The organism is Bradyrhizobium genomosp. III (assembly GCF_000261705.1).
Lineage (GTDB): Bacteria > Pseudomonadota > Alphaproteobacteria > Rhizobiales > Xanthobacteraceae > Bradyrhizobium > Bradyrhizobium ottawaense.
Map to the genome: position 1 here is coordinate 1 of NZ_AJQF01000497.1, position 6,999 is coordinate 6,999.

The following is a 6,999-nucleotide window of genomic DNA, read 5'->3' on the forward strand; positions in this document are numbered from 1 at the left end:
GGGCGAGTGGCATTGTGCACTGTCGCGCGCGCGTGAGCTGCCGGACTGGCTGGACGCCGCGGTCGAGGCGCGCCATTCCGACCTCGCGCTGGCTCTGCTGTCGGCCCTCGTCGAGGTCCGGGCATTGGCCGCGGACGTGCCGCGGCCGAGCGTTCCTTCCGTTCGCCCTGTGCCGGCTCCGCTTTACGAGCCGCTCGCCTGCGACAATTGCGGCTAGGCAGCCTGACGGAAGGATCCTGGAAAATGCCGGTGCTGACAGATGGCTTTGAACAACCGCTGCACTCACCCTTGTCGCACGCGGGCTCGGCGTCTAGCTCCTCCGCTCCAACCGCGAACTGACCATGGCTGCCTATGCCGCGAGCAACCCGGCCCGCAGCGCGGTGGCGATGCCCGGTTGACGCCGCCTGTCCGGCGGAAAAAGCCGGGCCGATCTGGCGCAATTCTAGGGAAACGTGTAGAGCGGTTTCATGAGCACTGGCAATGTCAACATCGTCGCCCACCCCCTGGTCCAGCACAAGCTCTCGCTGATGCGGGAGAAGGATCGCTCGACCAAGAGCTTTCGCGAGATCCTGAACGAGATAGGGATGCTGCTTGGCTATGAGGTGACCCGGGATTTGCCGCTGGAGCTGGTCGAGATCGAGACGCCGATCGCGCCGATGCGGGCGCCCAAGATCGCCGGCAAGAAGCTCACCCTGGCGCCGATCCTGCGCGCCGGCGTCGGCTTCCTCGACGGCATGCTGGCGCTGATGCCATCGGCGCGCATCGCCCATATCGGGCTCTACCGCGACCCCGAGACGTTGCAAGCCGTGGAATATTACTTCAAGGCGCCGCAGGACCTGTCGGATCGCACCGTGATCCTGATGGATCCGATGCTGGCGACCGGCAACTCGGCCTGCGCCGGCGCCTCTCTGCTCAAGGCCCGCGGCGCCCGCGACATCCGCTTCGTGTGCCTCCTGGCCGCGCCCGAGGGCATCGCGCAATTCCAGGGCGAGCATCCTGACGTGCCGATCTGGACCGCCGCGATCGACGAGCGGCTCAACGACCACGGCTACATCGTGCCGGGCCTGGGCGATGCCGGCGACCGGATGTTCGGCACCAAGTAGACAGGTTGGCGCGATCGGGTTACTCCCCTTGCCATGAGTGCCAACGCGTTTTCACTGCAATCGCTGATCCGGACCGAGGCCGCCGCCGATACCGCCTTCGTATTCGACGGCACGCGGGTCTCGCGCGCTGAGTTCTCCGAAAGGATAGAGCAGACCGCGGCCTGGCTTGCGGAGCAAGGCATCGGCAAGGGCGACGTGATCGCGGTCTGGCTGGTCAACCGGATCGAATGGATCGCGCTGCTGTTCGCCGCCGCCCGCCTTGGCGCGATCGTCGCGGCCGTCAATACCCGCTATCGCAGCGCGGAAGTCGCGCATCTGCTTCGTTTGTCCGGCGCCAGGCTGATGGTGGTAGAGGCCGCATTCCGCTCGGTGGATTTTGCCGCGATCCTCGCCGACATCGCCAAGGACGAAGTGCCGGCGCTGCAGCGGCTTGCGGTGGTCGGCGCGGACGCGATCAAGGCCAATTGGCCCTGTGTCCGCTTCGACGCTTTCGAAAAGCCCTATCCGGCCGCCTCTCCGATACGGGACGACGTCGATCTGCCGGTGCTGCTCTACACGACATCGGGCACCACCAAGGGCCCGAAGCTCGTCGCGCATTCGCAGCGCACGCTGGCGGGCCACGCCGTCTCTGTCGCCAAGGCGCTTCGGCTTGATCCGCAGCGTCATTCGCTGCTGGCCATGCTTCCGTTCTGCGGCACGTTCGGCATGACGAGCCTGCTCGGCTTCGTCGCGGCGGGCGCGACCGTCCATGTGCTCGACGCCTTCGAGGCGGCACCGGCACTGGAGATCCTCAGCACGCAGGGGATCACGCACGCCTTCGGCTCCGACGAGATGTTCCGGCGCATTGTCGCCCTCAGCGGTAGGCCACGCCCATTCCCGCATCTCGACGTCTGCGGCTTCGCCGCGTTCCAGCCTGGCTGGCGCGAGCTTGCCGCGGAGGCCGAGGCGCGCGGCCTGCCGCTGTTCGGCCTCTACGGGTCGAGCGAGGTTCAGGCCCTATTCTCGATCGCCCGCATCAGCGACACCTTTTCCGACCGCATCGAGGGCGGCGGCTGGCCGATGTCACCCGAGGCAAGCGTGCGCGTGCGCGACACCGAGACCGGCGAACTTGCGGCCGAAGGCGTTTCCGGCGAGATCGAGATCAGCGCGCCGTCACGTTTCCTCGGCTATTTCAACAATCCGGATGCGACGCGCGATGCGATCACCGCGGACGGGTTCTTCCGCACCGGCGACATCGGCCGGCTGCGCGGCGACGGTTCCTTCGTCTACGAGACCCGCGCGGGCGACGCCATGCGGCTCGGCGGCTTCCTCGTCGCGCCCGGCGAGATCGAGGACGAGCTCAAATCATGTGCCGGCGTGGCTGATGCCCAGGTGGTTGCAGTCGACCTCAAGGGTCAGGCGCGCTGCGTCGCCTTCGTGATCCCGGCAAAGGAGCCGCCAATGCAGGAGACGCTGGTCGCGCGCCTGCGCGAGCGGCTCGCCGGCTACAAGGTGCCGGCGCGAATCTATCTCGTAGACGCCTTCCCCGTCACCGACAGCGCCAACGGCGTGAAGATCCAGCGCGCCCGGCTACGCGCCATGGCGATGGAGCGCATCGCCGCCGAATAGGCGGGCCTATTTGGTTTGCGCCACAAGGCTCGTTCAGTACGACTTCGCGAGCCCCAGCACCTTCTCCGCGATGAAGCTGAGCGCGAGCTGCGGGCTGACCGGCGCGATGCGCGGGATCAGGACCTCGCGCAAATAGCGCTCGACGTGGAATTCCTTGGCGTAGCCGAAGCCGCCATGGGTCATCACCGCCTGCTCGCAGGCCGAGAAGCCGGCTTCGCCCGCCAGATACTTTGCGGCATTGGCCGCAGCGCCGCACGGCATGCCCTTGTCGTATTGCCAGGCCGCCGACATCACCATCAGCCACGCCGCCTCGAGCTCGACCCAGTTCACCGCGAGCGGATGCTGGATGCCCTGGTTCTTGCCGATCGGCCGGTTGAACACCACGCGCGTCTTGGCATATTCCGTGGCCCGCGCCAGAGCCAGCTTGCCAAGGCCGACCGCCTCCGCCGCGATCAGGATACGCTCGGGGTTCATGCCTTCGAGAATGTACTGGAAGCCCTTGCCTTCCTCGCCGATGCGATCCTCCATCGGAATTTCAAAGTCCTCGAAGAACAGCTCGTTGGAATCGACGATCTTGCGGCCCATCTTCTCGATCTCGTGGACCTTGATCCTGGTGCGGTCGAAATCGGTGTAGAACAGGCTGAGGCCATGGGTCGGCGAGCGCACCTCCTCCAGCGGCGTGGTGCGGGCCAGTAGCAGGATCTTGTGCGCGACCTGCGCGGTCGAGATCCACACCTTCTGGCCGTTGACGATGTAACGGTCGTTCTTGGCGACCGCGCGGGTCTTGAGCTGCGTGGTGTTGAGGCCGGTGTTGGGCTCGGTGACGGCGAAGCAGGCCTTCTCACGGCCCTCCACCATCGGCGGCAGCATGCGCCTGCGCTGCTCCTCGGTGCCGAACACGACGACGGGATTGAGGCCGAACACGTTGATGTGCACGGCGGATGCGCCGGACATGCCGGCGCCGGATTCGGCGATGGTGCGCATCATGATCGCAGCTTCGGTGATGCCGAGCCCCGAGCCGCCATATTCCTCCGGCACGCAGATGCCGAGCCAGCCGGCGTCGGCAAGTGCTTTGTGAAAATCGTGCGGGAAGCCGCCGTCATGGTCCTTCTTCAGCCAGTAGGCATCCGGAAAGCCTTCGCAGATCTTGGCGATGGCATCGCGAATGGCTTCCTGCTGATCGGTGAGCGCGAAATCCATGGTCTTGATCTCCTTGTCGGGAGCCGCGACCGCGCCATCTCCCGTCTCTTCGCGTTCCCCGCTCGAAGGCCGTGGCCGCTTGCTTCGCGCCCTGACGTGCCCTTGGCTGGGTTCTTAGCTCGAAAAACCGCGTACAGATACGTGAATTTGTCTATCAACTGTGTCTACCATGCATAGGGTCATGCGACGTAAAGCTATGAGCGCGCCGTTATTTCGCAGGGAGGAAACCGCGATGGCCGGACTGTATTTCGAAGACTTTTCCGTAGGCCAGGAGTTCAGGCATCCGCTGACCCGCACCGTCACGGAGATGGACAACACCATGTTCAGCCTGCTGACGCTCAATCCGCAGCCGCTGCACATCGATGCGCATTTCGCCGAAAAGACCGAGTTCGGCCAGCGCATTTTCAACAGCCTTTACACCCTCGGCATCATGATCGGCATGACGGTCTATGATACGACCATGGGGACCACCGTTGCCAATCTCGGCATGACCGACGTCACCTTTCCAAAGCCGGTCTTCCATGGCGACACGTTGCGGGCGACGACGAAGGTGCTTTCGTTGAGGGAATCCAAATCGCGGCCCAAGGCCGGCATCGTCGAGTTCGAGCACCATGCCCTGAACCAGAACGACGAGATCGTCGGCAAATGCCGCCGCATGGCGATGATGCACAAGAGGCCGGTTTGATGCGTTCGATGCTGTTCGTGCCGGGCGATTCCCCGCGCAAATTCGAGAAGGCGAGCGAAGGCAAGGCCGACGCGCTGATCATCGATCTCGAGGATTCCGTCGTCACCGAGAAGAAGGCGGAGGCGCGCGGGCTGACGCTGACGATGCTCAAGGGCCGACGCGGCCCGCACCAGCTCTATGTCCGCGTCAACGCGCTCGACACCGGCATGACGCTGGCCGATCTCGCCGCGGTGTTGCCCGGCAGGCCCGACGGCATCGTGCTGCCGAAATCGCAAGGCGGCGACGACGTAAGGCAGGTCGCAACCTGGCTCGAAGCCTTGGAAGCAGCGGCCGGCATCGCGATCGGCACCACCCGCATCGTCTGCGTGGCGACGGAAACCGCGGCTTCGATCTTCGGGCTCGGCAGTTACAAGGGCTGCTCCCCTCGCCTCGCCGGCCTGATGTGGGGCGCCGAGGATCTCTCGGCCTCGCTCGGCGCCACCGAAAAGGCGTCCGGCGGCGTGTTCCACAGCCCCTATCGCCTCGCGCGCGATCTCTGCCTGATGGCGGCGGCCGCGGCCGAGGTCGCGCCGATCGATACGGTCTATACCGACATCGACAACCTCGCCGGTCTCGAGCAGGAAACACGCGCGGCGCGCCGCGACGGGTTTTCCGCCAAGGCGCTGATCCATCCCAAGCACGTCGACGTCGTCAACGCGGCATTCGAACCGACCGAGGCCGAACGCACCTGGGCGGAAAAAGTGATCGCCGCGTTCGCCAGCAATCCCAATTCAGGCACGCTGCGGCTCGACGGCCAGATGATCGACAAGCCGCATCTTCGCGCCGCGAAGAAGATCCTCGGCCAGCCCTAGCGTGGAATGTCTTTAGGTTCGTCGTAGCATCGATCGACCCTCATCCCGTCATGCGACGGCCTCAGTCGAATCCCTGAACCGGCGGCGTCGAGCTCTGCGCCGGCACGGCGGGCGCGGCCTGAACCGGCGGAGCCGGATTGCCGGCAGCTCGCATCTGACCGTTGGCTGCCATCGCCTCGCGGGTGCGCGTCGGGCTCCTGGTCGCGGCCGCGCGGCGCGGCGGCGGCCGATGTCCTGCCGACTGCGAACCTCTCATGCCCCAGGAACGGGCGATCGAAGGTCCGGCAGTGTAGCCGATCAAGGCTCCGGCAACCGCACCGACTGGCCCCAACACGACCGCGCCGGAGACGGCACCGAGTGCTGCATCGCCGGCGCGCTCCTGCGCAACCGCACTCACCGGCACACAAGCCAGCATTGCGACAGCAGTGATCAAAGCCTTGGTCATCGGAGCGCCTCCCTCACGGGAAATCACTCCTGCTCAAATATGGCCGCACGAGGTTCGCTTGCCGGCCAACAAAAGGCAATCGGCGGGGAACCCGGCTGTAGGGCGACAATGGCCTCTGTTCCTGGAGACCGTGGTCGTCGCATTTGACTTTGGCACACCTCACGGCGCGCCTCGTCCTTCGAGACGACCGCTTCGCGGTCTCCTCACGACGAGGCTAAGCAGCATCGTACCCGTTGAACTGCCGCTACGCATTCCGTCCTCATCCTGAGGAGCCCGCCTAGAGCGGGCGTCTCGAAGAATGGCGCAGGACAGCTCTCAAACGCGATCGGCTACGCCGCAAGCGGGGAGAGGCGACGGCGACTACACGATCCTGATCGACATATCCGGCAAGCCCTCGAGCTTGCACAGCAGCACGTCGCCCTTCACGACGGGACCGACATTCTCCGGCGTGCCGGAATAGATGATGTCGCCGGCTTTCAATTCGAACGCTTCCGACAGCTTTGCGATCTGCTCGGCCACGTTCCAGATCATCTTGCTGAGATCCGAGTTCTGCTTCACCGTGCCGTTGATCGCCAGCGAGATGGCGCCCTTGTCGAAATGCCCGGTCTTGCTGGCCGGATGAATCGGGCCGATCACCGCGGCGTGGTCAAAACTCTTGCCGATCTCCCAGGGCTTCTTCTCCGCGGCCATGCCGTTCTGGAGGTCGCGCCGGGTCATGTCGAGGCCGAGCGCGTAGCCATAGACGTGGTCGAGCGCCTTATCGACCGGGATATTGGTGCCGCCTGATTTCAGCGCGGCGACCAGCTCGACCTCGTGATGATAGTTCTTGGTCAGTGACGGATAGGGATGATCGGCGACCTCGCCGACCGCGACGTTCTGGATCGCGTCGGTCGGCTTCTGGAAGAAGAACGGCGGCTCGCGGTTCGGGTCCGAGCCGCGCTCGATCGCGTGCGCGGCGTAGTTGCGCCCGATGCAGTAGATGCGGCGGACCTGAAACACCTGGCTCTCGCCGACGATCGGGATCGTCACCATCGGCACCGGGAAGAGCGGCTTGGGTCCGGCCTGCGCGGCGGCGGGTGCGACCTCGGCCATCGAAACGGCGGCGGC

Annotated in this window: 7 protein-coding genes and 1 pseudogene; 5 read left to right on the forward strand and 3 right to left on the reverse strand. The window is 65.3% G+C overall.

The window, feature by feature from the left end; genetic code table 11:
* From IC66_RS0138680 to IC66_RS0138690, 3 genes and pseudogenes are all read left to right on the forward strand, one after another.
* Positions 1–217, forward strand: a pseudogene (locus IC66_RS0138680) (hypothetical protein); the annotation flags it as partial.
* A gap of 250 nt (positions 218–467) precedes the next feature.
* Positions 468–1,103, forward strand: a complete 636-nt coding sequence (upp, locus tag IC66_RS0138685) for a uracil phosphoribosyltransferase (RefSeq protein ID WP_028145689.1) — start codon at positions 468–470, stop codon at positions 1,101–1,103.
* A gap of 33 nt (positions 1,104–1,136) precedes the next feature.
* Positions 1,137–2,711 carry an AMP-binding protein gene (locus IC66_RS0138690; RefSeq protein WP_038951119.1) on the forward strand — a complete coding sequence of 525 codons (1,575 nt, stop codon included), beginning with the start codon at positions 1,137–1,139 and terminating at the stop codon, positions 2,709–2,711.
* A 33-nt stretch (positions 2,712–2,744) separates the two neighbouring features.
* Here the strand turns inward: IC66_RS0138690 and IC66_RS0138695 are convergent, their stop codons facing one another.
* The gene (locus tag IC66_RS0138695) at positions 2,745–3,911 is read right to left on the reverse strand and encodes an acyl-CoA dehydrogenase family protein (protein ID WP_038951120.1); all 1,167 of its coding nucleotides are present in this window, start codon (positions 3,909–3,911) and stop codon (positions 2,745–2,747) included.
* Between the two features lie 181 nt (positions 3,912–4,092).
* On the opposite strand from IC66_RS0138695, the gene IC66_RS0138700 reads away from it, so the two are divergent.
* Both IC66_RS0138700 and IC66_RS0138705 read left to right on the forward strand, forming a co-directional pair.
* Positions 4,093–4,596 (forward strand): MaoC family dehydratase, encoded by a 504-nt coding sequence (locus tag IC66_RS0138700; protein ID WP_333909114.1) that lies wholly within the window; start codon positions 4,093–4,095, stop codon positions 4,594–4,596.
* Positions 4,596–5,447: an HpcH/HpaI aldolase/citrate lyase family protein gene (locus tag IC66_RS0138705; protein ID WP_028145692.1), complete on the forward strand. Its 852-nt coding sequence runs from the start codon at positions 4,596–4,598 to the stop codon at positions 5,445–5,447. The genes IC66_RS0138700 and IC66_RS0138705 overlap by 1 nt, the downstream gene beginning before the upstream one ends.
* Positions 5,448–5,508: 61 nt before the next feature.
* On the opposite strand, the gene IC66_RS0138710 is transcribed toward IC66_RS0138705, so the two are convergent.
* Entirely contained in the window at positions 5,509–5,892 is a 384-nt protein-coding gene (locus IC66_RS0138710) for a hypothetical protein (protein ID WP_038951121.1), read from the reverse strand.
* Between the two features lie 360 nt (positions 5,893–6,252).
* Complete coding sequence (locus IC66_RS0138715; protein WP_440588122.1) at positions 6,253–6,984, reverse strand: fumarylacetoacetate hydrolase family protein; 732 nt, start codon at positions 6,982–6,984, stop codon at positions 6,253–6,255.
* Between the last annotated feature and the right edge of the window lie 15 nt (positions 6,985–6,999).

What these genes read in the sequence shown, in the direction of transcription:
- IC66_RS0138710 (WP_038951121.1), bottom strand. Translation starts at nt 5,892, where the DNA reads ATGACCAAGGCTTTGATCACTGCTGTCGCAATGCTGGCTTGTGTGCCG.
- IC66_RS0138690 (WP_038951119.1), top strand. Translation starts at nt 1,137, where the DNA reads ATGAGTGCCAACGCGTTTTCACTGCAATCGCTGATCCGGACCGAGGCC.
- IC66_RS0138705 (WP_028145692.1), top strand. Translation starts at nt 4,596, where the DNA reads ATGCGTTCGATGCTGTTCGTGCCGGGCGATTCCCCGCGCAAATTCGAG.
- IC66_RS0138700 (WP_333909114.1), top strand. Translation starts at nt 4,093, where the DNA reads ATGCGACGTAAAGCTATGAGCGCGCCGTTATTTCGCAGGGAGGAAACC.
- IC66_RS0138695 (WP_038951120.1), bottom strand. Translation starts at nt 3,911, where the DNA reads ATGGATTTCGCGCTCACCGATCAGCAGGAAGCCATTCGCGATGCCATC.
- upp (WP_028145689.1), top strand. Translation starts at nt 468, where the DNA reads ATGAGCACTGGCAATGTCAACATCGTCGCCCACCCCCTGGTCCAGCAC.
- IC66_RS0138715 (WP_440588122.1), bottom strand. Translation starts at nt 6,984, where the DNA reads ATGGCCGAGGTCGCACCCGCCGCCGCGCAGGCCGGACCCAAGCCGCTC.